Source organism: Bacillus sp. YC2, assembly GCF_019891195.1.
Classification (GTDB): domain Bacteria; phylum Bacillota; class Bacilli; order Bacillales; family Bacillaceae; genus Bacillus.
In genome coordinates, this window is the sequence record NZ_JAHXDO010000032.1 from 1 (window position 1) to 1,597 (window position 1,597).

Here is a 1,597-nt window from a genome sequence, read left to right on the forward strand (position 1 = left end):
AAGGAAGAAGCGAAAGAGCGGGAAATCAAAGATTTGAAGAAAAAGCTGGCCGATGATGTGACCGATCCTGATGAGTATTTGGAAATCGCAAAAAAGATCGGATATGAAAACTTAGAGTCGGATCAGCAGCAGTATGTACTGCAATTAGAGATTTCTCAAAAGGAAGCAGATATTTTAAAAGGGATAGGCACCGCATTTTATGATTTCGGAAAAGATACTATAATTGGCTTAAAAGAATTGGTCGCAAATGGCCCAGAAATGATAAATAGCGTGTACAAGTTCTTGAATTCCTCACCAGCCCAAAAGCTTACTGCCGTCACAAGCACAGGTATTAATATATGGGTTGCTTTATCTGATTCTTGGGAACGCGACATGGTTAATGGAGATACAGAAAGCCGGTCTCATTGGATTGCATATTCCGTCGCAACAGTTGCTACAATGCTGATAGGTACAAAAGGCATTGATAAAGTTGGCAAATTAGGAACTGTCACAGCAAAGAGCGCTTTAATTGAAGGTAATGCAGGAATCAGTAATGTAACAAAAAATATTACTGAGTCAGTTTTAAATCCCTCATTAAATAAAGTTGCTTTAGAGTCCGAAATGTATCAAATAAGACAATTACATAATACACTAAATACAAGTCCATTGAAGCAGTTAGCTGATAATCAAAGTGCCCGTATAGTAAAGAAAAGCACAGATAAACAAAAGAATGGTCTAAGTAAGGTTGAAGATAAAAGTGTTTATAAAATCAACCCAAATTACACTACGAAAATTGATTCAAAAGTAGAAATATTAGATAAAAAAGAACTTCCTTCTTGGATTGAAGAATCCTTTTTGGACGGACATTATAGAACCGTTAAAACAAAAGAAAAAATTATAGTTTATAGAACTTTCGGTGCCCAAGCAAATCGTAAAGGCGGCTTTGCTGCTACCACTCCATCTGAAAGTCGAATACAGAGTAAAATAGACTCCGCCCTTAAACCCGAATGGAAAAATAGCAGAGAGTTTGAAGCTGTTATTGAGATACCAAAGGGGACAATTTTGGATATTGGAAAAGTGGCTCCTCAAAAAACTGCTACAGGAACTATTTTAGAAGGTAAAGGAGATCAAATTTTATTACCTATGGATTGGCCGGATGAATGGATTAAAGAAACTAGAAAAGTTAGAAGCAGATAGCGTTAGGAGATGTTTACATTGACAAATATTAATAATTTATTAAAACAAATTAATAAGACGATCCCGATAATAGAGGAAAATTATAAGAAAAACCCTATTCCAATGCTTGGAGATATACTCAAGAAATATCAAGAAGCAAAGGACTTAATCGAACATTCAACAATTGAGGAGTTGAAAAAGAATTCATTTAGATTAAAAAATAAACTTAATGATCGTACAAGAGCATACCTTGAAGCCGCTAGTGACTATATGAACCCTATGCTTGAGGACATGTATAAAACAGAGCAAATTTTGAAAGATTTTTTATCTTAAGTCCCTGATAACTTCTTAATCTTTTCACCCAAAGACTGAAAAAATAACTCAATTGAAAGGATATGGTCATGAAAGTTTTCGAAGCAACCACCCTGCTTTCCGCCGCCAA

Annotated in this window: 1 protein-coding gene and 1 pseudogene; both read left to right on the plus strand. The window is 35.2% G+C overall.

Features of this window, described 5'->3' with window-relative positions:
• A pseudogene (locus tag KY305_RS19755) lies at positions 1 to 1,176 on the plus strand (hypothetical protein); the annotation flags it as partial.
• 18 nt (positions 1,177 to 1,194) lie between these two features.
• On the plus strand, positions 1,195 to 1,488 hold the full coding sequence (locus tag KY305_RS19760) for a hypothetical protein (RefSeq protein ID WP_262417894.1): 294 nt from the start codon (positions 1,195 to 1,197) through the stop codon (positions 1,486 to 1,488).
• Positions 1,489 to 1,597 lie beyond the last annotated feature (109 nt).